16 protein-coding genes are annotated in these 21,720 nt (G+C 72.6%); 8 read left to right on the top strand and 8 right to left on the bottom strand.

The genetic code is table 11. The features are described from left to right. Positions 1–38: 38 nt before the first annotated feature. On the top strand, positions 39–2,327 hold the full coding sequence (locus DFP74_RS26560; RefSeq protein WP_121185804.1) for a protein kinase: 2,289 nt from the start codon (positions 39–41) through the stop codon (positions 2,325–2,327). Between the two features lie 90 nt (positions 2,328–2,417). On the opposite strand, the gene DFP74_RS26555 is transcribed toward DFP74_RS26560, so the two are convergent. Beyond that, positions 2,418–4,223 (bottom strand): glycoside hydrolase family 15 protein, encoded by a 1,806-nt coding sequence (locus tag DFP74_RS26555; RefSeq protein ID WP_233571394.1) that lies wholly within the window; start codon positions 4,221–4,223, stop codon positions 2,418–2,420. Positions 4,224–4,650: 427 nt separating this feature from the next. Then, positions 4,651–5,283 carry a YitT family protein gene (locus DFP74_RS26550; RefSeq protein ID WP_121185800.1) on the bottom strand — a complete coding sequence of 211 codons (633 nt, stop codon included), beginning with the start codon at positions 5,281–5,283 and terminating at the stop codon, positions 4,651–4,653. A 209-nt stretch (positions 5,284–5,492) separates the two neighbouring features. On the opposite strand from DFP74_RS26550, the gene DFP74_RS26545 reads away from it, so the two are divergent. Further along, positions 5,493–6,965, top strand: a complete 1,473-nt coding sequence (locus DFP74_RS26545; RefSeq protein WP_121185798.1) for a PLP-dependent aminotransferase family protein — start codon at positions 5,493–5,495, stop codon at positions 6,963–6,965. A 70-nt stretch (positions 6,966–7,035) separates the two neighbouring features. Here the strand turns inward: DFP74_RS26545 and DFP74_RS26540 are convergent, their stop codons facing one another. After that, positions 7,036–7,857, bottom strand: a complete 822-nt coding sequence (locus tag DFP74_RS26540) for an alpha/beta hydrolase (protein WP_121185796.1) — start codon at positions 7,855–7,857, stop codon at positions 7,036–7,038. 366 nt (positions 7,858–8,223) lie between these two features. On the opposite strand from DFP74_RS26540, the gene moaA reads away from it, so the two are divergent. Both moaA and DFP74_RS26530 read left to right on the top strand, forming a co-directional pair. Then, positions 8,224–9,231, top strand: a complete 1,008-nt coding sequence (gene moaA / locus DFP74_RS26535; protein WP_121188541.1) for a GTP 3',8-cyclase MoaA — start codon at positions 8,224–8,226, stop codon at positions 9,229–9,231. A gap of 90 nt (positions 9,232–9,321) precedes the next feature. After that, positions 9,322–10,509, top strand: coding sequence for an RtcB family protein (locus tag DFP74_RS26530; protein WP_121185794.1), 1,188 nt, complete (start codon positions 9,322–9,324; stop codon positions 10,507–10,509). 31 nt (positions 10,510–10,540) lie between these two features. On the opposite strand, the gene DFP74_RS26525 is transcribed toward DFP74_RS26530, so the two are convergent. Next, entirely contained in the window at positions 10,541–11,521 is a 981-nt protein-coding gene (locus DFP74_RS26525) for a hypothetical protein (protein WP_121185792.1), read from the bottom strand. 114 nt (positions 11,522–11,635) lie between these two features. Here DFP74_RS26525 and DFP74_RS26520 point away from each other — a divergent pair, with 114 nt between their 5' ends. Next, entirely contained in the window at positions 11,636–12,235 is a 600-nt protein-coding gene (locus DFP74_RS26520; RefSeq protein WP_121185790.1) for a molybdenum cofactor guanylyltransferase, read from the top strand. A gap of 85 nt (positions 12,236–12,320) precedes the next feature. After that, positions 12,321–15,812 carry a hypothetical protein gene (locus DFP74_RS26515; protein WP_121185788.1) on the top strand — a complete coding sequence of 1,164 codons (3,492 nt, stop codon included), beginning with the start codon at positions 12,321–12,323 and terminating at the stop codon, positions 15,810–15,812. Between the two features lie 48 nt (positions 15,813–15,860). Here DFP74_RS26515 and DFP74_RS26510 read toward each other — a convergent pair whose 3' ends face one another. Next, entirely contained in the window at positions 15,861–16,079 is a 219-nt protein-coding gene (locus DFP74_RS26510) for a hypothetical protein (protein WP_121188540.1), read from the bottom strand. Between the two features lie 688 nt (positions 16,080–16,767). On the opposite strand from DFP74_RS26510, the gene DFP74_RS26505 reads away from it, so the two are divergent. After that, positions 16,768–16,977, top strand: coding sequence for a dodecin (locus DFP74_RS26505; protein ID WP_121185786.1), 210 nt, complete (start codon positions 16,768–16,770; stop codon positions 16,975–16,977). A gap of 56 nt (positions 16,978–17,033) precedes the next feature. Here DFP74_RS26505 and DFP74_RS26500 read toward each other — a convergent pair whose 3' ends face one another. The 3 genes from DFP74_RS26500 to DFP74_RS26490 all read right to left on the bottom strand — a co-directional run bounded on the left by DFP74_RS26500 (position 17,034) and on the right by DFP74_RS26490 (position 20,396). Next, positions 17,034–17,819, bottom strand: coding sequence for a hypothetical protein (locus tag DFP74_RS26500; RefSeq protein ID WP_121188539.1), 786 nt, complete (start codon positions 17,817–17,819; stop codon positions 17,034–17,036). A 169-nt stretch (positions 17,820–17,988) separates the two neighbouring features. Further along, on the bottom strand, positions 17,989–18,750 hold the full coding sequence (locus DFP74_RS26495) for a cell wall anchor protein (RefSeq protein ID WP_121185784.1): 762 nt from the start codon (positions 18,748–18,750) through the stop codon (positions 17,989–17,991). 98 nt (positions 18,751–18,848) lie between these two features. Beyond that, positions 18,849–20,396, bottom strand: a complete 1,548-nt coding sequence (locus tag DFP74_RS26490) for an LCP family protein (RefSeq protein WP_121185782.1) — start codon at positions 20,394–20,396, stop codon at positions 18,849–18,851. Positions 20,397–20,804: 408 nt separating this feature from the next. Here DFP74_RS26490 and DFP74_RS26485 point away from each other — a divergent pair, with 408 nt between their 5' ends. Further along, positions 20,805–21,713 carry an Lrp/AsnC family transcriptional regulator gene (locus tag DFP74_RS26485; RefSeq protein WP_121185780.1) on the top strand — a complete coding sequence of 303 codons (909 nt, stop codon included), beginning with the start codon at positions 20,805–20,807 and terminating at the stop codon, positions 21,711–21,713. Positions 21,714–21,720 lie beyond the last annotated feature (7 nt).

The raw sequence follows: 21,720 nt of genomic DNA, 5'->3' as shown, positions 1-21,720 counted from the left end.
GCATCGTCGACCCCCATGTGGAATTGAGTGTCAGAGCCGTGAGCCTGAATCTCTACGTTGGTCCGGACACCCAGCCGGACAAGTACCGACTGGTGCGGTCCGTGGGACGTGGCGGAGAGGCCACGCTCTACCTCGCGGAGGTGAGCCTCGCCGGCCAGACCGAACCGGTCGTGGTCAAGGTCCTGAACTCGGACGTGACCGCGAACGAGGAGCAGTTCGCGGAACTGAGCGCGAAGTGGGGCGAGCAGGCCGAGCTCCTGCGCTTCATCAACCGCCTCGGCGTGGTGGGCGTGCGCGAGCACTTCGAGGGCGCTCCCGAACACCCGGCCGAGGGCGCGGGCGAGTACTCCGACCGGGCCCTGTACCTGGTCATGAACTATGTCGAGGGCCTGGACCTGCGGGACTGGCGGGCCGAGCACACCGTGGAGGGCGTGCGCGGGCAGCGCGAGGTCCTGCGCTTCCTCGAACAGGTCGCCCAGGTCCTGGACGTGCTGCACTCGGGCCGTGCCACCCCCTCCAAGCGGGTGGTGGTCCACGGCGACCTCTCTCCCGGCAACATCATGGTCAGCGACGAGGGCCAGGCGACGCTGGTCGACTTCGGCCTGAGCCGTATCGCCGCCCGGCACATGACGGCGCGCCCGTGGTTCACGCCCGGCTACGCGGCCCCGGAGATCTTCAACGGCGAGTACTCGGCGGCCACCGACCGCTACGCCTTCGGCGCCATCGCCTACTACGCGCTCACCGGTGAGGACCCGCCGCCCACCCCCGAGCAGCTGCGGGAGCGCTTCGGCGCGCTGCCGCTGCTCGCCGAGGCGGGCGAGCGCCAGCGCACGCTGGTCATGGCGATGTTCTCCGCCGAGCCGGGTGAGCGGCCCGAGGCCTCGGAGTGGATGCGGGCGCTGCGCTCCCTGGCCACGTCCGTGCCGTGGACGGGGCCGGCGGCCGAGCCCGGTGCCGCCGTGCTCGCGGCGGCGGTGACGGAGGGCTTCGAGGACGGTCCCGGCGAGCCCGCGGGACCGGACGGGCCGACGGACCCGGCACACGGGGACGGGGCCGAGGCGCCCACGGTGGCGGAGAACGCGGCGCACTCCGGCGCGGGGCGCCCCGACGGCCCGCCGCCGGAGAGCCTGCCCGTCTCGTCGGCGGCCGCTTCGGCCGGGGCCGGGGAGCACAGTGGGCCGGGCGACATGCCGCCCCGCCCGGTCGGAGGCATGCGCGGCGCGACGTCGCAGCAGGCGCCGCCGCTGCAGCAGACGTCCCCACAGGGGCCGGCGGCCGGTCAGGCGCCGCCGCCCGGCACCGGTCCGGGCAGCGGCCCCGGTACCGGCACCGGCCCCCAGGGCACGCGAGCGCCCGCCGGTCCGCCGCACTCCGGCCCGCATGCGGCCCGGCCCTCGGGTCCGCCGCCGACAGGCCCGTACACGGGGCCGCAGAACTCGGGCCCGCCCGGCCCGGGCACCCGCCAGCAGCCGTCCGGGCACCGGCCGCCGTCGGGTCCGGTCCCCCCGGGGCGACCGTCGGGCCCGTACACCGGACCGCAGCCCACCTGGAGCGGTCCGGTCCACACCACGGGCGCGTTCGCGGCTCCCGCCGCGCCGCCCACCGGCGTGACCGCGCCCGAGAAGAAGCGCCGGTCGCGCAAACCGATGCTCATCGGCTTCGCCGTCTTCGGCGTGCTGTGCCTGATCGCGGGAGGCGGCCTCAGCTACGTCGTCATGGACCGGGTGGTGCCCGCCCTCACCGCCGGGGAAGGTACGGAGGTCGCGGCCGACACCGCCGTCGACGAGGCGTCCGAGGCGCCGGCCGGGGCCGGGGCCGTGGAGTCGGACGCTCCGGGCGAGGACCCCCCGGAGGAAGGCGCCGCCACCGCGAGCCCGCCGGCCGACGACGATGACGGAGCCGACGACCCGGCTTCGGAGTCGGCGACACTGCTCACCCAGGTGGAGCCGGTCGACGAAGAGGGCGCCTGGATCCCCGAAGTGGGCCGTGCCGAGGTCGACGCGGAGGTCTACAGCCGGGCGCTGGTCTCGGGCGACAACTGCGGATCGGATTACAACGAGTGCGTAGGGTGGGCGGACTACAACCTGAGCCGCGACTACACCTCGTTCACCGCTGTGGTGGGGGTGGACGACACCTCCAGCGCCACGGGGACGGTCACCTTCACGGTGTTCGCCGAAAGGGAGTCCCTGATCTCGGAGACCGTTCAGCTCGGTGAGACGGTCGAACTCGACGTGGACGTCACCGACGTGCTGAGGCTGACCCTGGGGGTCGAGGCCAGTGACTCGGGCCTGTTCCCGGTGTGGGTCGACCCCACCCTGAACCCCTGAGCGGGCCCGGCGGGTCCTCCGGGCCTCCGACGCACGCGCCCCCGCGACCGGACCGGTCGCGGGGGCGCGGTGCTCTGCCGAAGGGGAAGGTCACTCGGCGCGCCAACCGCCCTGGCGGTCGGCGAGGTTGAGGGCGGTGGTCACCAGGGGCACGTGGCTGAACGCCTGGGGGAAGTTGCCGACCTGGCGGCCCAGCCGGGGGTCCCACTCCTCGGCCAGCAGGCCCAGGTCGTTGCGCAGCGACAGCAGGCGCTCGAACAGCTCCTTGGCCTCGTCCTGGCGTCCGATGGACAACAGGGCGTTGGCCATCCAGAAGCTGCACGCCAGGAAGGCGCCCTCGTCGCCGGGCAGCTGGTCGGCGGAGTTCTCCAGGTCCGTGCGGTAGCGCAGCACGAATCCGTCGACCATCAGGTCCTTGCGGATCGCCTCGATGGTGCCGATCACGCGGGGGTCGTCGTAGGGGAGGAAGCCGACCTCGGGGATCAGCAGCAGGGCCGCGTCCAGCTCCTTGCTGCCGTAGTACTGGGTGAAGGTGTTGCGGTGGGGGTCGTAGCCGTACTCGCAGACCTCGGCGTGGATGGTGTCGCGCAGGGCCTTCCACCGCTCGATGGGGCCCTCCTTGCCGAACTCCTCGATGCTGCGCACCGCGCGGTCGGCCGCCACCCAGGCCATGACCTTGGAGTGCACGAAGTGCTGGCGGGGGCCGCGCACCTCCCACAGTCCCTCGTCGGGCTCGTCCCAGCACCACTCCAGGTAGTTCACCAGTGAGCGCTGCAGGCCCCACAGGTGGTCGCCGCCCCGGATCCCGGAGCGCCGGGCCAGGTGCAGCACGTCCATGACCTCGCCGTACACGTCCAGTTGGTACTGGCCCACGGCGGCGTTGCCGATGCGCACCGGGCGCGAGGCCTCGTAGCCGGGCAGCCAGTCGGCCTCCCACTCGGTCAGCCGCCGCTCCCCGCGGATCCCGTACATGATCTGCATGAGCTGGGGTTCGCCGGCCACGGCGCGGACCAGCCACTCGCGCCAGGCGAGGGCCTCGTCCTTGTAGCCCGAGCGGATCAGGGCCTCCAGGGTGATGGTGGCGTCACGCAGCCAGCAGTACCGGTAGTCCCAGTTGCGCACGCCCCCGATCTCCTCGGGAAGGGACGTGGTGGGGGCCGCGACGATGCCGCCGGTGGGGTGGTAGGTGAGGGCCTTGAGGACGATGAGGGACCGGACGACGGCTTCGCGGTAGGGGCCGTCGTAGGTGCACTGGCTGACCCATTTCTCCCAGAAGCGCTCCGTGCGGGAGAGCGCTTTCTCGGCGTCCAAATGATCGGACTCCTCCACTTGGGAGGGATGCCAGGTCATCACGAACGGCACGCGTTGGCCGGCGGTGACGGTGAAGTTCGCATCGTGGGTGAAGTTGTGCCCCTGCAGGGCCACGGGGGCGCTCAGCCAGATGGCGTCGGGACCGGCGATGGCGACGAGCTCGGTGCCGGTCCGGTGCATCCAGGGCACCACGTGCCCGTAGTCGTAGCGGATCCGCATGGTGGTGTGCATCTCCACCGAGCCGCTCAGGCCCTCGACCATGCGGACGATGTGCGGTGCGCCGCCGCGCGGGGGCATGAAGTCGATGACCCGGACCGAGCCGGTGTCGGTGTCCCATTCCGATTCCAGGATGAGGGTCTCGCCCCGGTAGTGGCGGCGGGTGGCGTTCGGCTCGCCGTGGGCCGGGCGCAGTGACCAGCTCCCGTTCTGCTCGTCGCCGAGCAGGGCGGCGAAGCAGGCCGAGGAGTCGAAATCCGGCAGACAGGCCCAGTCGATGGAACCGTCGCGCCCGACCAGCGCGGCGGTCTGCATGTCGCCGATCATTGCGTAGTCTTCAATCCAGCCGGGCACGCGGCTCACCCCCATCACGTCGTCCATGGTCCTGCGGTTGGCGCGAGTGCCGTTGTCGGCACGGGGGCCGCCGCGTCGTCGCGGAGCGCGTCGCGCACGCCCGTGTGCGCTCCCCGTGGAGCCTCTTCACCCGTTCCGACCGGCCGACTCGCGTCCGCCGCCGGAAAGGGACGCCGTCCGGGCCTCGTCCTCTCCCCTGACCCCTCGGCTCGCCTGGTACCCGGTATATTCCCAGGTGAGGGCAGCCGAAAAGGCCGGATCGCCGGAACCCGCCCGAACACGGTCCTTCCGTTCACCGCGGTCCCATCTTCCCTTCTCCGCCAGGGTCGCGCTACCCGCAAGTGCACGTGCATATGCAGCGTCGGCGTGGTATGAGACCAATTGTGGGATTTTGTCCCAGCAGAAGTTATGACGCGGTGATCAACCTCCGATCACGGTTCGGCTAGCGGTGCGATGATTCCGGTTCCTCCGACGGCATTTCAGACATTCGGAACATCGGAATGAAGACCTGTGCGAGCGGTCCGATCGTGAGGGCGAAGACCACCGTGCCCACGCCGACCGTTCCGCCGAGGATCACGCCGGTGACCACCACGGTGATCTCGATGACGGTACGGGCCAGGCGCACCGACCATCCGCGCGCGGCCAGCCCCGTCATCAGTCCGTCCCGCGGCCCGGCGCCCAGGCCGGCGCCGATGTAGCAGCCGGTCGCCACGGCGCACACCAGCACGCCCAGGGCCAGCAGCCCCACCCGCAGCGGGAGTGAGTCGGTCGTGGGCAGCAGCCACAGGAACAGGTCCACGCACACGCCGATCACGACGACGTTGCTCAGGGTGCCCAGCCCCGGTTTCTGGCGCAGCGGGATCCACAGCAGCATCAGCGCCGCGCCCACGATGACGCTCCACATCCCCACGGACAGCCCGGCCCGCAGGGCCAGGCCCTGGTGCAGCACGTCCCAGGGCATCGAGCCCAGCCGCGCCTCGATCAGCAGGGCACCGCTGAGTCCGTACAGGACCAGGCCGACGTAGAGCCGCACGAGGCGCTGGAGGCGGGGGCGGGGCAGGATCGGGGTGATCATCACGTCGGGGTGCCGATGCCTTTCACGGGACGGGAGTCGGTACGCGGGCGAGGACCTGGGGTGGACGGCGGGCGGGACCCCGCACGAGAGGTCCGGTGATCGGACCTGGCCATTCCTCGGGCCGCCTCGCCAGAGTGGCAAAAGTGGCGCGGTTCGTGAAGGGCCAATACGCTGAAGTGGACTGAACAGCGCGGGCGGACGGGGGAGCCATGGTCAGACAGGCCGGAAAGCGGACGACGGACCGCGCGGGCTCGGGAGGTGGGACACGGCGCATCAACGGCCGCCTGCTGGCACGCCTGATCGGTGAGGCACCCGTGGAGCGCCCCTACTACCTGGCCATCGCCCGGGCGGTCAGCGGCCTGGTCCTGGACGGCCGCGTGCCCACCAACACCCGTCTGCCGGCCGAACGCGACCTGGCCTCCGCGCTCGGCGTGAGCCGCAACACCGTCACCGCCGCCTACTCCTGGCTGCGCGACAACCGCTTCCTGGACAGCCGGCAGGGGGCGGGCAGCTGGACGGTCCTGCCGGACTCGGGCACGGGGGAGTCGGCGCCCTTCCCGTCCCCGGCCGAGCACATCGACCTCGGCGTGGCCGCGCCCCCCGCCGTGGAGGGGCTGCGCGCCGCCGCGTTCCAGGCCTCCGAACAGCTCGCCGCCCACGTGGGCGGGCTCGGCTACTACCCCTACGGTCTCCCCGAGCTCCGGCACGCGATCGCCCGCCGCTACGTCGAGCGCGGACTGCCCACCACCCCCGAGCAGATCTTCGTCACCAGCGGCGCCCAGCACGCGGTGGCCCTGCTCATGGACCTGCTGGTGCAGGCGGGCGACGACGTGCTGGTCGAGTCGCCGACCTACCCGCACTCGGTCGACTCCGCCCGCCACCGGGGCGCCCGGATCCGTACGGTCGGCGTCACACCGCAGGGCTGGGACATGGAGTACCTGGCCGACGCCTTCCGCCAGTGGCGTCCGGGCCTGGCCTACCTCATCCCCGACTTCCAGAACCCCACCGGCGCCCTGATGGACGACGACGAGCGGCGCGTCCTGGTCAGGGAGGCCCGCCGGGCCGGAAGCCACCTGATCATCGACGAGTCGGTCGCCGAGCTGGCGATCGACTCCGGCGACCTGCCCGCTCCGGTGGCCGCCTACGACACCGACGGGCGCGTGTTCACCGTGGGCTCGGTGGCCAAGCTGCTGTGGGGCGGGCTACGGGTGGGCTGGGTGCGCACCACGCCGCCGATGGTGGCCCGGCTCATGGCCGTGCGCCAGCGCTTCGACATCGCCGGGGCCGTGCTGGAGCAGCTGGTCGTCACCCACCTGATGTCCGACGTGCTCCGGATCCGGGCCGAGCGCAGCCGGCAGCTGCGCCGCAACCGCGACGCGCTGCTGCGCGCCATGCGCGAGCGGCTGCCGGACTGGCGTCCCAGCGTCCCCGGGGGCGGCCTGGTGGTGTGGGCGACCCTGCCCCAGCCCGTGGCGACGGCGTTGTCGGCGGCCGCCGTCCGGTACGGCGTGCACCCGGCGGCCGGGCCGGTGTTCGGCACGGACGGCACCCTGGAGCGCTACCTGCGGCTGGCCTACACCCAGCCGCCCGACGTGCTGGCCGACGCCGTGGACCGGCTGGCCCGCGCCTACGCCGAGACCCTGGCCCATCCGGCGCAGCCGCGCGGCCAGCTCTACGTCTGACCCGGCCGCCCGTCCGGACCGGACCGGACCGATCCGGGCCGATCCGACGATGGGTCCCGGGCCGCCCCGCCTATGCGGTGACGCGGCGGGCGAAGCGCACGACCTCCGCCAGGACCTCGTCGCGGTCGGTCTCGTTGAACACCTCGTGCTGGGCTCCGGGGAAGACCCGTGCGGCGAAGTCGCGGCCCGCCAGGAGCTCGATGCCGGTCCTGGTCCCGCTGATCGGCACGAGCGCGTCGTCGGACCCGTGCAGCCACAGCAGCGGCAGCGAGCCCAGGCACCCCGCCTCGCGGGCGCGCTCCAGCTCCCGGAGCATGGCCAGCACGGTGGTCCGCCGGAAGGGGCCGTGCCACACGAGGGGGTCGGCCACGTAGGCCGCACCCACGGCCGGGTCGCGGGACAGGGTGGCGGGGTCGATGGGGGTGTCGGGGATCTCCTCGGCGGCGGCCAGCTCGTCCAGGGCCCGCCAGTGCCCCAGCACCGGCCCGGACAGCACCAGTCCGGCGAGGGCCTCGGGGTGGGTCTGGGCGTAGCGGGCGGCGATGAGGCCGCCCATGGAGTGGCCGATCAGGACCAGGGGCAGCGTCCGGTAGGCGGTGCGCGCCTGGGTGATGACCCGGTGCACGTCCTCGACCACGCCCGCGTAGTCGTCGATGAGCACGCGCTCGCCGGAGGACTTCCCGTGCCCGCGGTGGTCGGCCCCGTAGACGACGGCTCCGGCGGCCACCAGGTCCGCCGCGACCTGCTCGTAGCGGCCCAGGTGCTCGCCGTAGCCGTGCACGAGGACGGCCAGCCAGGTGGGTTCGGTGTCGGGGGAGACCCAGGCGCGCGCGGCGAGCCGTCCCGATCCGTCCGGTCCGCCCGCCAGGGCCCACTCGCGTGTGGTGATCACCGTGTCCTGCCTCCGCTTCCGTGCCCGCCGCTGCGACGATCGTCGAGGGTGTCCGCTCAGGACGGCCACCCTATGGGGCTACGCCCTCGTCGCGCACGTGTGCCAGGAGCGTCTACTGGGGCCCACGGGAATGGGGGTGCGGCCGTCGAATCCGTGCATCAGTGACATAACGATCATGTGGGAGGTTCCTGCAGGTCGTTCGAACAGGACGGCCAACTCTCGTGTTTAGCCACGAAATACGGCATAAGGTGTGATCAAGGCTACTCATTGTGAAAGGGGATCTTTTACGCTTACGAGTGGGTATCCCTCGGGTGGGAACCTCGCGTACAACCCACCCGGCAACTCGGACTGGAGAGGGTGACGCCCGTGCTGGCCGACTCCTATGGGCGACGTGCGACCGACCTTCGTGTGTCGCTCACGGACCGCTGCAACCTCAGATGCACCTACTGCATGCCCCCCGAAGGGTTGGAGTGGCTGCCCAAGCCGGAACTCCTCACCGACGAGGAACTCCTCCGCCTCATCGGCGTGGGCGTGACACGCCTCGGCATCACCGAGGTCCGCTTCACCGGTGGCGAACCCCTCCTGCGCCGTGGCCTACCGGGCCTGATCGCCGGGACCACCGCGCTCGAACCCCGTCCCCACACCGCTCTGACCACGAACGGGATCGGGCTGGCCCGCATGGCGCCCGCGCTCGCCGAGGCGGGGCTGGACCGCGTCAACGTCTCCCTCGACACCCTGCGCCACGACGTGTTCGAGAAGCTCGCCCGCCGCCGCAGGCTCGACGACGTCCTCGAAGGACTGGAAGGCGCCGCCCGGGCCGGGCTCACCCCGGTCAAGGTGAACGCCGTCCTGATGCGCGACACCAACGAGCACGAGGCCGCCGACCTGCTGCGCTACTGCGTCGAGCGCGGCTACGAGCTGCGGTTCATCGAACAGATGCCGCTCGACGCCCAGCACGGGTGGCGGCGCGACACCATGATCACCGCCGACGAGATCCTCGCCCTGCTGGAGACCGAGTTCGAACTGGACCCCGCCGACGCCGACACGCGCGGCAGCGCGCCCGCCGAGCTCTTCCACCTGCGCGGCACGCGTTTCCCCAACGGGGAGCAGGCCACCGTGGGCGTCATCGGCTCGGTGACCAGGCCCTTCTGCGGCGCGTGCGACCGCGTGCGGCTCACCGCCGACGGCCAGGTGCGCAACTGCCTGTTCGCCCGGGAGGAGTCCGACCTGCGCACGCTGCTGCGCGCGGGGGCCGACGACGACGCGCTCGTGGCGCAGTGGGAGGCGGCCGTGGCGAGCAAGCTGCCGGGCCACGGCATCAACGACCCCTCGTTCCTGCAACCGGCGCGTCCGATGTCGGCGATCGGCGGCTGAGCGGCGCGAAAACCCGTTGCCACCGCCGATCGGGATCTGGCTTGATGGACCGCCAGGAGCCGGAATCACGAGGCAGGGAGGTGGCATGGCATGCCGTACACCGAAGTGGCGGGGGACCGCGTACCGATCCGGATGTGGGCCGACCCGGACCAGGTCGAGGCCCAGGCGATGGACCAGCTGCGCAACGTCACCCGCGTCCCGTGGGTGCACGGCCTGGCCGTCATGCCCGACGTGCACTTCGGCAAGGGCGCCACGGTCGGGTCGGTGATCGCCATGCGCGACGCCGTCAGCCCGGCGGCGGTGGGCGTGGACATCGGCTGCGGCATGACCGCGGTCCGCACCGACCTGACCGCGTCCCGCCTGCCCGACGACCTGCGCGGGCTGCGCCACGCGCTGGAGGCGGCGATCCCCGTCGGCTTCCACGCCCACGACGAGCCCGTCGACCCCGCGCGGGTCCCGGGCCTGCGCAGTCGGCGGTGGGACACGTTCTGGCAGGGGTTCGACGACCTCGCCGAGGCCGTACACCCCCGTCGTGAGCGGGCCCTGCGCCAGATGGGCACCCTCGGGGGAGGCAACCACTTCCTGGAGGTGTGCCTGGACGACGAGCAGACCGTGTGGCTCGTCCTGCACTCGGGATCGCGCAACATCGGCAAGGAGCTCGCCGACCACCACATCGGCCGGGCCAAGGACCTGCCGCACAACCAGGACCTGCCCGACCGGGACCTCGCGGTCTTCCTCAGCGGTACCCCGGAGATGGACGCCTACCGCCGCGACCTGTTCTGGGCCCAGGACTACGCGCGGCGCAACCGCGACGTCATGATGGGGCTGGCGTGCGCGGCCGTCGCCGAGCGGATCCCCGGCACCGGCTTCACACAGTGGATCTCCTGCCACCACAACTACGTGGCGGAGGAGACCTACGACGGCGTGGACGTGCTCGTCACCCGCAAGGGCGCCATCCGCGCGGGACGCGGTGAATGGGGGATCATCCCCGGTTCGATGGCGACGGGGACCTACATCGTCAAGGGCCTGGGCAACCCAGCGTCGTTCAACTCCGCCTCGCACGGGGCGGGCCGCCGGATGAGCCGGAGCAAGGCCCGCAAGACCTTCACCAAGGCCGACCTGGAGCAGCAGACCAGGGGCGTGGAGTGCCGCAAGGACCTGGGCGTGGTGGACGAGATCCCGGGCGCCTACAAGGACCTGGAGTCGGTCATCGATGCCCAGACCGACCTGGTCGAGGTGGCCGCCCACCTGCGCCAGGTGATCTGCGTCAAGGGCTGATCCGGGCGCCGGGGGCGGCGCCGTGGGCGGGTCAAGGACGGGGGCCGCCGATGATCTGTTCGGCCAGGGTCTCGGCGCCGTCTCCGTCGGCCGGGTGCAGCGCGTCCACCAGCCCGAGGAGTTCGTGCCCGGTGACGGGGGTCCACAGCAGCGGGTCGGGCTCGACGTCGACGTAGGTGAACGAGTTCCACCGCACCCGTGCGTGGTGCTTGTGGTATCTCGCGTCGCGGATCAGCAGGACGCGGCGGCCGTCCACCTCGGTCTCCGAGCAGTGCACGACGAGCCCGTGGCAGCCATGCCAGAAGGGGTCCGCGGAGGTGCCGCGGACCCCGTCGTTCGCGAAGTCGATCCAGGCGTCGACCTTCATCTCGTCCCCGCCCGCGCCGGCGTAGTCGACGGAGAAGCTCTCCTCGGAGGCGCTCACGCCGACGGCGCTCCACCGGCCGTCGTCCAGTAGCAGCACGTCGTGCGGGTACTTCGCGACCGTCGCAACGGTCTCGTCGAACCGGGCGCGCCGGTGCGCCTCGTGGACGCTCTGGTCGAGGGCCACCCGTGCCGCGCACGCCAAGACCAGGCCGACGAGGACCCATGGGAAGCCGCGCCCACCGCTCCAGTACAGGACGACCACGGCGATCACCGTGCCCGTCCCGGCCGCGAACACCGCGCCCACCGGCATTGCCGAGAAGTGAGATCCCAGGAGGGAGGTCGTGACGGCCGTCTGCGCGTAGGACACCGCGACGACGGCGGTGAGTGCGCCCACGGTCGCGAAGGGGCGGACGACGCCGGCCTCCCTGGCTCTGTGGGTCAGCCACAGGCCGAGGGGCGTCGCCACGGCGAGGGCGAAGAGGGTCCACATGAGGTAGGCGCCCCACGGGTACGGCCCGGGCCCCATCATGAGCGAGAGCACGGCCATGATCGGCACGACGACGGTGATCGCGAAGAGGGCCATGGCGTACGAGCAGCCGCCCAGGACCAGGACGCCGGCGGCCCGATCAGAGGTGCGTGGCTCCATGAGGCCTCCTTCCAGTGCACCGGTCCGACGCGGCGCGCGCCAGATCCGTTCCTCCCCCTCCCGTCGACTGCCGGCGTGGTCCATGCTGGGGATGTGAGCGAGCGAGTGAAGAGCATGAGCCCCGGCCTGGACGCGGTGGTCCTGGCCGGTGGTGAGGGGCGCCGCATGGGCGGCGTCGACAAGCCGGGCCTGACGGTGGGCGGGAGCACGCTGTTGGAGCGGGTCGCCGCGGTGGTCCGATCCCACAGCTCCGACGCCGGTGTCACGGTCGTCGGACCGCCGCGCGAGAGCCCTCGCGCGCGCTACGTCCGCGAGGATCCGCCCGGATCCGGTCCGGTTCCGGCCCTGCGCGCGGGACTTGCGCACGTGGAGCGCGCGTGGTTCGCGCTGCTGGCCGCGGATCTGCCGCACCTGACCGTCGGTCACCTAGCCGCCCTGGCCGATGCCCTTCGGGCGGGGGACGACGGGTCCGAAGACACCGCTGGAGCGGTGTTCGTGGACACCGACGGGCGCGAGCAGTGGCTGACCGGCATCTGGCGCACCGCCGCCGTCCGGGAGGCCGTGGCGGACTACCGGGGCAGGTCCCTGTACGGCCTGCTCGGTCCGCTCTCGCCCCGCCTGGTTCCCTTGACCGACGGTCACGCCGCGTTCGACGTCGACACCCCCGACGACCTCGCCCGCGCCCGCCGCGCCCTCGAGGGCGGCCCGGGATAGCCGCGGGAGCGGGCTTGCGGATCCCCGGGCGGTGGTCCATGATGAGCGCCATGACGATCAGGAAGGGCGGAATCCGCCCGGGCCGTTGAGCCCCACCGCGCCGACGCACGCGTCGGCCACCCAGCTCCTGTCCTCCCTCGCCGACCGCTCCTCCGCCCAGCGGATGGCGCTTCTGGCGCTCTACGCCCGCCACCACGCGGGAACACCCCATCTCGCCGGAGTCCTCCGGCAGCTCGAAACCGGCGGTCACGGGCACTTCGCCGTGCACATGGCCACCGCCGCGCGCGAGACCGACGCGCTCACCCGCTACCTCGCCGGACCCGACCCGGCCCTGCGCCGGAACGCCCTGCGCGGGGTTCGCCTGGTCTCCGACGACGCCGTTCCGCCCCTGCTCGTGGACGCCCCGACCGGTCTGCGGCGCGCCCTGTACCGGACGCTGTACCACGGCAGACGCCTCGCGCTCGCGGACGGTCTCCTGGCCCGTGTCCGTGACGAGTACGGTGACGCCGATGCGGCCGCGCTGCTGCCCGCCTGTTCCCCCGAGCGGGTCGCCGACGCCCTGCCGGGCCTGGCGCACGCCGTCCAGTCCTGGCGCAGGCTCGCCCGACGCCATCCGGACGCGGTCCTGACCCGTGTCGGAGAACTGGGCGAGGACGAGGCCAGGAGCCTTCCGTGGCGGCGCGCCCTGCAGGCCCTCGACCCGGTCCGCCCCCAACAGGTCGCCGGGCTCCTGAGGGAGCGCGACCCCAACCGGTTCTCGTTCCCGCACGCCCACCGGGCCCTGCACGGGGAGGGTGACCGCACCCACTACCCCGTGCGCTATCCGGCGGTGTTCGCCGGCGACTGGTCGCTGCGGACCCTGCGCCGCACGATGCGGTCGGATCCGGCGTCGGCGCTGAGAGTCCTGCGAGCCATGCCGCCCGAGACACGGCAGGTCCACCTCGACCGGCTCCGTGAGACGGCGGGAAGCCGGTCGGCGACCCTGCTCCTGCCCTACCTGGAGCTGCTGCCGCCCGAGGAGGCCGTGCGGGAGGCCCGTCGCGCGCTGGACCGCATGGGCGGGTTCCAGGAGCGCTCCCCCCGCGCGGACCCGAACACCGACCTCGACGCGGTCGCCGTCCTGCCCTACACCGAGGCGGCACCCCGGCTGGAGGACGCCGCCTCCTCCGGGGACACCGACCGCCGGGCCCGAGGACTGAGCCGACTGGTGGAGGCCACCGCCCGGACGGGCGACGCCGACCGGCTCGCGCGCGTGCTCACCGAACGCGTCGAACGCACACGGGCCGAGCGCGACCCGGTGCGCCTTGCACTCATCCGCGCCCTGTGCGGAGTGCGTCCGGTGCTCCTGGCCCGGGCGGGCCTGCACCCCTCGGAAACCCCGGGCGGCCAGGCCGCCCTGGACGGCCGGCACACCGCGCCCGGCGGAGCGGGTCCTCTCGCACGGTTGCTCATCGCCGCCGTCGAGGCGCGCGACTGCTCGGCGGACACCCGTCGTGCCCTGCGCGACCTGGCCGCTCGGATACTGCGCCATCCCGGGACGGCGTCCGACGAGGCGGCCTCGGCGTGGGGTTTGGAGGTGTACGCCCGCCTCATGGAGCGGTTCGGCGTCCAAGGACTGGGCACGTGGGGGCGTCCCGAACACGTTCCACCGTGGTGGGACACGCGCCGTGGGCGCCGCACCGCCTCCGAGCGCTACCTGGACCAGGTCCTGCCGCCGGGACGCGAACACGACCTGTACCGGCGCCTGCGCCCGGCACTGGACGCGGCGAAGCACCGGGGCGCACACGGGCTCGCGGTGCGGCTCGCGTGGGAGTTGGGCGGGCGGTCCGGACACCTGCACGGTTTGGCCGACGACCACGTGGTCCCGGCGATCCGGCACGACCCCGACTCCGACACGGCGCTCCGGGCCGCGCACTGGTACCTGGCCCATCCGGACCGGGCCCGGCGCGCCCACGCCCTGGTGGACGCGGACCCCGCCACCGGTCGGATCGCACCCGTCTGGGCCGTCCTGGCCCGTGACGGAGCGCCCGCGACCCTGGAGAGGATCCTGGACTCGGCCGAGGAGGCCCGCCGCACCGACGGCCGCGTGTGGGTGCCGCCGATCGGTCCGTCCACGGCGCGCGACTGGCCGGAGCGCACATGCGAGCGCGTCGCGGCCCGGCTGGAGGCGATCGCCGCCGACCAGGGCTGCGCACCGGAGGACCGTGAGTCCGCCATCGGGGCACTGGGGAACCTGGCGGGCACCGTGGACCTGCTGGCGCCCCTGCTGGCGGGTCCCGACATCGTGATCCGGGAGGCCGCCATGAGCGCGCTCGGCCGCTGCGACGAGCCCGAACGCGCCCTGGAGCTCATCACACGGCACGCCGACGGCTCGCAGTCCAGGGCCGCCGGGCCCGCCCTGGGCCGCTGCTCCCGGTGGGTTCGGCCGTCGCGGTCGGGCCCGGTGCTGGGCCGGATCCTGGACGGGCCCGCCAAGGTCACCCTCCGCAAGAGCGCGGCACGGCTGCTGGAACAGCACCGCCCGCCCGGCGCCGTCGACCACCTGGCCGCCGTGCTCGCCGTGCCGGGCCTGCACCGGGACGTGCGCGCCGCCGTGGCGGGCTCCCTCATGCGGGCCGCCGACCATCCGGCCGCGCTGGAGGCGCTGGCGGGCCGCGTTCCGGCGTTCACGGACCTGGAGACGCAGACCGCGGTACTCCAGGTCGCTCCGGCCCAGTGCCCGCCGGAGCGCCGACGGAGGGCCGCCGAGGTGGTGCGTGCCCTGCCCGGACCCGAGCGCCACCACTGGCGGCTCACCGGCTGGATCGCCCGCTGGGTCCCCTGGTCCGACCAGAACGTGGACGAGGTCGTCGACGCCGCGTGCGACCCGCGTGTTCCGGGGCTGGAGGCGATGAGTGCGTTCGAGACGCTCGTGCACGCCGGGCTCGCCCGCTCGCGGGTCATAGAGGTGGCGCTACGCCTGCTCGACTTCATTCCCCGGCCGGACCAGGGCGTTCCCCCGCGGCGACCGGCCGGGGAACGCGCCGACGACGCGTGCCCGCGGCTGAGCCGGGTGCTCCGGCTGCTCGACACCGAGGCCGACCGTGAGAACGAGGTGTGCGGACCGTTCTCCATGCAGGCGAAACGGGTCCTGGACCGGTTGGCCGCCCGGCCCGAGTTCGCGCCCCGGGCACTGCGGATGCTCGGGAGTGAGATCTCCCGGCGGGTGCGCGCGGTCGAGGGCGCCCCGACCCCGGAGTGGCTGGCGGAACGTCTCCTGGTCGGCGCGCGCCTGCTCTCCCACTGTCCCGAAGACCGACAGATCGGCATCCTGGTCGACCCCGTGCACGCGTGTTACGGCGGGGAGGGGCGCGTTCCCTCAGAGGTCCTGGAGAGGGCAGTGGCCCGTCTGCTGCGGAGTTCGAAGGGCGGGAGCGGCGGCGAGGGTGTGATGGCGGGTCTGGTCGCACTCGAGATCATCGAACGGCGCGGCCACTCCGCCGACTGGGCCGCGCCCTGGCCGGAGCTGCTCGCCGGCGCCGGGGAGACCGGGCACGAGGCCGTGACCCTGGCCGCGTGGCGGCTGGCGGTGGCGTGAGGGCCGGGACCTTCGAACGGGGCGCGTCCGCGGTGGGCGCGCCCCCGCTCAGCCCTCGAACTCCGCCATGGGCGTGACCTCGCGCAGGAAGCCGCGCATCTCCAGGAAGGAGGTCAGGTACTCGCGGTGCTCGTCACAGGCGACCCACACCTTGCGGCGGTCGGGGGTGTGGACCTTGGGGTTGTTCCACACCAGGGCCCAGGTCGCCGTTGCGCGGCAGTCGCGCCGTGAGCAGTGCGTCTCGACGGCGGTTGCGGAGTCACCCAAGGCTGACCGTTCCTCGTTCGGGGTCTGGAGCGGGTCGTCCACCCGCACCCCTCACCCTATGCGCGCCAGGCGCGGTGCGGCACGCGTCCCGGTCCGGGGCCGCCGGAGTGCCGCGGGCCCGGTCGGTACCGGTGGGCGGTGCGGAGCGGCGGGTCAAAACCCCATGGGGAAAACCGGCGTCCCCGGTCAAGCCGCGGCAACGATCGCGTATTTAGCGATGGGCCGGGAGAATAGGCGACGCCGGGTGGTTACGGGGGCAAACCACCCGGCGTCGTGCGCGATGTTTCAACGGGGGCTCGAAACATCGCTCCGCGCTTCGACGGGGGACCGAAGCGCTAGATCCCAATGTACACCGACGCCCCCCGGGGTACGTCAAGAGTCAGTTACGACGTTGTCTCGGGAGAGTCCCACCGTTGAAGGGTCCTTAGTCCCAGGTCAGGACTAATCTGACAGTTCGCCCATCAGGTCGGTGTGATTTCTTCCGGTGGACCGCCGATTCCTTGGGTCAAAGGAGAGGCACGGCGGGGTAATCGACCCTTCTGGGAAAGGTCAAGGAGTCCGCGCCCGCGGGGGCGGCGGAGTCGAGTGGTGTGGGGGTCGCCCGTGTGACAGCGGCGGTTTCCGGGGAGGCAGGTGTCGGAGGGTCGCCTCGCCGCGACCGTGCAACCGACTACGCAGGGGGTCACTGATGTCCCACCACACGTACCGCGTCACGGAGATCGTCGGAACCTCGCCCCAGGGGATCGACCAGGCCATCCGCAACGGCATCGACCGTGCCGCCACGACGCTGCGCGAACTCGACTGGTTCGAGGTCACCCAGGTCCGCGGACACATCGAGGACGGGGCCATCGCGCACTACCAGGTGGGCCTCAAGGTCGGCTTCCGACTCGACGAGTAGGTCGGATCGCCGGGATCGGGGCCGGACGCGCGTGGTCGCGCCGGCCCCGAGGGCGGTCAGCCGGCGTCGGCCGACTCCTCGCCCCGCTGGACGTCCACGTGCACGTGGTCCAGGTGGCGCAGGATCTCGTTGTCGGGGTCGGCCTCGTAGTGGCGCCAGCCCAGTGACGGGAAGGTCGTGCTCCAGATGCGGTCGTCGAAGATGATGACGGCGACCTCGTAGTCGGGGGCGTGCGCGATCAGCCAGTGCGCCATGATCCACCCCGCCCGCCGGTTGTCCTCGTCGACCGGCCGGTAGAAGATGTCGATCGCGCGGCCCTCGTAGTGGGCCGAGTTCTCCCCGTGCCCGGTGTCGTAGCCGCCGGGCTCGTACCCGCCCAGGCTCAGGTCGGTGAAGTGGTCCGTCAGGCCGTTGTGGAGGTTCTGGGCGCGCGCGGTCAGCCCGGTCGGCTCCAGCTCGTCCTGCACCTGCAGGTCGGGGTTGTTGGTCGACCGGCAGGTCAGCGACGGCCCGGCGTCGTCCTCCGGTCCCTCCACCAGACGCGCCATCACCTCGTCGGGAATGTCGTCGGTGTCCGGCGCCGCCACCGGAGCGGCGTCCCCCTGGACGGTGACCGCGGCCGCGGTGGTCGCCCGCCGTGCCTGGTCGCGGTCCAGGCGTACCTGGCCCTCCTCGGTCGTGACGGCGCAGTCGGGCCCCCAGGGCATCGACACCGGGGGCGCGGTGCGCTGCGCCACCCAGCGGGCTCCCAGGAACCCGATGACCGCGATCACCACGAGGATGGCCACGGACAACAGGAGTCCGTTCCATCGGCGTCCGTACCCCGCCGGTCTGTGTGCCATGCGCATGCCCCCTGTGTGTGCGTGCCGAGCCGTGGTCACCGCGCGACACGGATCCCCCAGACACATAACTCCGGAGGGACTCACCAGATTTCGGACATGGCCCCCTTCTGCCCGCGAACTCTGTGTGGCTACCGTCACACATGGTGGCGAACGGGGTCCGGCGCCGTCCTCACAGGACCGACCACAGGACGAAGAGCCCGCCCAGGACCAGTGTCACGGCCCAGATCCGGTCCATCGTGACCCCGCGCCGACGCAGGGCGTGGACCCCCACGAAGTCGTAGGCGATGAGCGCCGCGACCCCCGCCGCCGCCAGCATCGCCAGGGAGTGCACGGTCGTCGCCCCGGCGCCGAGCAGGGTCGCGTCCCACAGGGTCCACGTGTCGCCGGCGGCCGCGCCGGACGCCTCGGCGGTCACCGGGGTCGCGCCCGCCCCGCCCGCCCCGGTCTCCACACCCGCCCCGCCCGCCCCGGAAGTCCCGGCGGTCTCGGAGGTCTCGGTGTGATGGCCGTGCCCGCCCTCGTGCGTCTGGTGGAGCCGCCCGGCCAGGACCGGCATCAGCATGAGCCCCGCTCCGTGCGCGGACGACATCAGGAACGCCCACGCCGCCAGCTGCCACAGCGACAGGCGGACCTCGCGCCAGTGGAAGTGCCGTCTCGACAACAGCGTCCACAGCCCCAGCAGGACGATCACGGCGCCCCCGGCGACGGGGAAGAGCACCGAGGCGGTCGTCGAGCCGGTGAGGGTGATGGCCACCGCCGCCACGCCCACGCTGGCGAAGTGGCCGAGGGCGATCGCGGGGAGGGAGCGCAGCACCTCACGGCGCCCGCCCTCCTGGAGGCCGCGGGACACGGCCAGCAACCAGCCCATGCCGGGATGCAGTCCGTGGAAGGCGCCGAGTGCCACGAGTGTCCAGAGCTGAGGGGTGCTCACCGCGCCAGGGTCACACCCGCGGTGGCCGCTCCACAACGCGGCGTCGCCGACTGACCGGAGGTGGTCAGTCGGCGACGCCGCGGTTTGGCCTCATCCGCTCAGGGGCAGAGCGTGTTCAGGTCCATGGGGTCGCTGCCGACCTGGCGCCCCGGATCGGCCGGCTCGGGCTCCTCGAGCCCGGTGTACTCCTGCCACTCGGTCCGGTCGTCCCCGGTGTCCTCGCCGGCGGACTGCTCCGCCTCGGTCTCCGACTCGACCTCGCCCTCGGTGCCGTCGGAGGCCTCCGGGCTCTCGGGCAGTTCGTCGCTCGAGGGCTCCTCGCCCGTGATCGCCACCGAGACCAGGGAGCGGACCACGTCCCAGTCCGGGTTTCCGGTGTTGACCTGCGGCGGCGACAGCTGGAGCGCGTCCATCGACCCTTCGTCGGCCACCATGTCGGCCAGCTCGATGAACGCCGGGACCTTGGTCTGCGGGATGTCGGTGGTCAGCGTGCGGGCGGTGGCCCCCGCCAGCTCGCGGTAGCTCGTGAGGAGGGTGGTGGGCTCCACCTGGTCGGCGACGTACTTGATCAGGCAGCCCTGGCGCCCCATCCGCCCGTAGTCGTCGGAGGCGACCCGGGACCGGCCGTACCACAGGGCCTCGTGGCCGTCCAGGCGCTGCAGGCCCGGCTCCAGCACCCCGCCGTGCACGCCGTAGGGGATGGGCTCCTCGATCATGACCTCGATCCCGCCGACCGCGTCGATGAGGTCGCGGAAGCCCATCATGTCGACCATCGCGTAGTACTCGATCTCCAGACCGAGGTTGTGGCCGATCACCTGCTTGAGGGCGTCGGCGGAGGGGTCGGGCGCGGTGGGGTTGAACGCGAGCTCCCCGGGCTCCTCGGCCACGGTCTGGTAGACCTCGTTGAGCAGGTCGTCGAAGCCGTAGGGGGCGGGGTAGCGCTCGGCGAGCGGGCTCCCCTCGGGGAACTGGATGTTCTCCAGGTTGCGGGGCAGGCCGATGAGCACGGTGTCACCGGTGGCCGGGTCGATGCTGGCCACCATCATCGAGTCGGTGCGCACGCCGTAGCGGTCCTCCGCCGAGTCCGCGCCGATCAGCATGACGTTGACCCGCTCGGCCCCGTTCCAGGGGTCGGCGGCGTCGTGCGGGGGCATGTCGGGGCGATCGGGGCCGCCGAAGACGTCGGAGATCGTCGTGTAGGCGGTGTAGCCGCCGTGCAGCGCCAGCGCCGAGGGCACCGCGACCATCAGGCACAGCACCAGGACGACCGCCGCGCCGACCACGCGCCGGCCGATCGCCGAGCCCCCGGGCCGGGTGATCACCCAGGAGTGCACGATGACGGCCAGCCACAGCACCGTGACCGCGAACACCGCGGCCATCGCGCCCAGCAGCCAGCGGCTCTGCACCGCCATGCCCGCCACCACGGTCAGCGCGTCGTCGTCACCGGATCCGAGACTGATCGCCCACGCGGCGAGCGCCACGATGCCCAGGAGGTAGGTCCCCAGGATCACCCACCCGGCCAGGCGGCGCCCCATGCGCAGATGCGCGACACCCGGGAGCGGGACCGAGGCGGCGGTCCACAGCAGAGCCCGCCTCGTGCTCGGGCGCGCGGGCGCCCCGTCCCGCTGCTCGTCCTCCGCTGTCACCGACGTGTCCTCTCCACTCGCGGGGCGCGTGCGCGCTCCCCGCCGACATCCCGCTCACGGCCACCGTACGGCGGCCGGGCACCGTCGCACGGTATCCCTGGCCTGAACTCGCACGGAGGGTGCGTCCCGGTTCCCGGTGCGCGTGCGGTCCCAGAACATCAGTGTGGCGGTTTGTCGCTGTTGTACGTACGGACGTCCCCGTCATAGGGATGTTCTATACAAGTCTGTTATGTGGTCTGTAGGTACCCGATGGGAGATTGGGCGACCTGTTCGCGCCGCTCAAAGGGGTGAATCAACCGATTTCTTTCCCGATCAGTAGTGAACCGGCGCGACAACTGCGATGATCTGGCCGCAGGAGGGGGCGCCGTCCGGGGGAAGGGCGGCGTCATGGGAACGAAAGGCACCATAGTGCTGGATGCGGTTGACGCGGCGCTGATGCGCGCGTTGCAGGGGGATGGCAGAGCGACGTTCCAGGCCCTGGCGGACGGGGTCGGACTGTCTCGGACGGCGGTGCGCGCCAGAGTGCGCCAGCTCGTGCAGACGGGCGCGATCCGGATCGTGGGCGTGTTGCACGCCGGCGTGGTCGGCATGGAGGTCCTCGGTCATGTGTCGTTCCGGGTCAGCGGCCCGGTGGGGCCGCTGATGGACGCGCTGGGCGAACGCGAGGCCGTGACCTTCGCCGCGCAGTCGGCCGGGCGGTTCCCGGCCGTCGCGCAGGTGCGGGTGGCCGACGACGCCGCCCTCACCAAGGAGTTGGCCGAGCTGCGGTCGCTGCCGGGGGTGGAGGGCGCCGAGGTCTTCCGTGCCACGTCGGTGTTCAAGGACGCCCACAGCAGCGTGCGGGAACTGCGCGACATCGAGTTGGACGCGCTGGACTGGCGGCTGGTGCGCCGGCTGCTCAAGGACGGCCGGGCCTCGTACGCGGACCTGGCGCGCCAGGTGGGGCTGTCGCAGGCCGCGGCGCGCTCGCGTGTGGTGCGCCTGCTGAACGCGGGCGTCGTGCACGTGACGGCGCTGGTGGAGCCCTCCGCGGTGGGGGCCAACGAACAGTTGGGGTTCGGCCTGCGCTGCCGGGGCGACGCCGGTGCGCTGGGCGCGGCGCTGGCGAACCTGACCAGGATCTCGTTCCTGGCCAGCGGGTTCGGGCGCTACGACGTCGTCGGCACGCTGGCCGCACCGGACCGTCACCGCCTGGTGGAGGCCCTGGAGTCGGTCCGCTCGACGCCCGGGGTCTCCTACGTGGAGACCTGGGACCACCTGTCGGTGCGCAAGGAGCGCAGGGGCGGGGAGCGGCCGATGGGGTGGCCGCCGGGGTGAGGGGTGC

The organism is Nocardiopsis sp. Huas11, from assembly GCF_003634495.1.
Taxonomy (GTDB): domain Bacteria; phylum Actinomycetota; class Actinomycetes; order Streptosporangiales; family Streptosporangiaceae; genus Nocardiopsis.
Note: the sequence above shows the minus strand (reverse complement) of the source record. Positions and strands in the feature narration are given on the sequence as shown.

Excerpts from the sequence above, each read along its gene's own strand:
- DFP74_RS26500 (WP_121188539.1), bottom strand. The coding sequence starts at position 17,819 with ATGGCACACAGACCGGCGGGGTACGGACGCCGATGGAACGGACTCCTG.
- DFP74_RS26520 (WP_121185790.1), top strand. The coding sequence starts at position 11,636 with ATGAGCCCCGGCCTGGACGCGGTGGTCCTGGCCGGTGGTGAGGGGCGC.
- DFP74_RS26555 (WP_233571394.1), bottom strand. The coding sequence starts at position 4,223 with ATGGGGGTGAGCCGCGTGCCCGGCTGGATTGAAGACTACGCAATGATC.
- DFP74_RS26505 (WP_121185786.1), top strand. The coding sequence starts at position 16,768 with ATGTCCCACCACACGTACCGCGTCACGGAGATCGTCGGAACCTCGCCC.
- DFP74_RS26545 (WP_121185798.1), top strand. The coding sequence starts at position 5,493 with ATGGTCAGACAGGCCGGAAAGCGGACGACGGACCGCGCGGGCTCGGGA.
- DFP74_RS26550 (WP_121185800.1), bottom strand. The coding sequence starts at position 5,283 with ATGATCACCCCGATCCTGCCCCGCCCCCGCCTCCAGCGCCTCGTGCGG.
- DFP74_RS26530 (WP_121185794.1), top strand. The coding sequence starts at position 9,322 with ATGCCGTACACCGAAGTGGCGGGGGACCGCGTACCGATCCGGATGTGG.
- DFP74_RS26525 (WP_121185792.1), bottom strand. The coding sequence starts at position 11,521 with ATGGAGCCACGCACCTCTGATCGGGCCGCCGGCGTCCTGGTCCTGGGC.